The 804-nt window shown below is 34.3% G+C and carries 2 protein-coding genes; one reads left to right on the top strand and one right to left on the bottom strand.

The genetic code is table 11. From position 1 onward, the window contains the following. Positions 1-218, top strand: a 218-nt coding sequence (locus tag GW534_RS16995) for a hypothetical protein (RefSeq protein ID WP_210253487.1), incomplete at its 5' end; no start/stop codon positions are given. A gap of 186 nt (positions 219-404) precedes the next feature. Here the strand turns inward: GW534_RS16995 and GW534_RS15985 are convergent. Continuing rightward, complete coding sequence (locus GW534_RS15985; RefSeq protein WP_161921938.1) at positions 405-623, bottom strand: hypothetical protein; 219 nt, start codon at positions 621-623, stop codon at positions 405-407. Positions 624-804 lie beyond the last annotated feature (181 nt).

Genomic DNA, 804 nt, shown 5'->3' with positions numbered 1-804 from the left:
TACTTAAAATTCCAGCGCCGGCAAATAAGAGGTGGTCTTTTAACCGAGTCCGTAACTGTTCTCGCTTTAAAAGTGCCATAAAGATGATTAAAAAAACAAAAGTCAATAGTGCACGAATTGCAACAACATCCCATGCAGAAAAACCTCGTTCATATAACGGGGCAATAAAAAGACCAATACCCCCCCAACAGGCAGCACCGAGTACTGTAAATATGTAATATTTATAGTTTCCTAGCTTGTTAATTTCTTTTCACCCCTAATCAATTGGTGTTCAATGAGACAACACTCCCTATTCGTAATATATTGGACATTTAATTTATTTATCCTTTATATTTTAAAAGCAAAAAAGAAAAGACTCGAATACTGACACCCTTTATAGGTGTAGATTCAGCCTTTTCTACTTTTTATTTCAATGAGTAAAATTTCTCCACCAATTGATTAATTTTCTCTTCAAACTCATTCGCTAATTGCTTAAATTCATCTTCTGTTCCATAGGCATGTGTTTCGAGCAAATCATAAGCCAATCGTTGAAATGATTTAAATTCCTCCGTCATGCCAACTCGTTCAATTTCATCTGCAAAATAGTTCACATACCGCAGTCCCGCATAGGCTAATTGAAACACTATGGAAATTGATCAAAACACAAAAGAACAACTACACTCAGTTAACCAATTATCCGATGCAGCAGTAGAATTAAATAATTTAGCTGAAGAGTTACAAGCACTGATATCCAAGTTTAATGCATCATAATTACAATGGACTATTTGAGAAGCAACTGTAGAATGAAATAATTAAAAGTTTAGG

The organism is Pallidibacillus pasinlerensis (assembly GCF_009996845.1).
In the GTDB taxonomy this organism is placed as follows: domain Bacteria; phylum Bacillota; class Bacilli; order Bacillales; family Caldibacillaceae; genus Pallidibacillus; species Pallidibacillus pasinlerensis.
The sequence above is the reverse complement of the archived record's forward strand: the minus strand, read 5'-3'. Positions and strand labels throughout refer to the sequence as shown.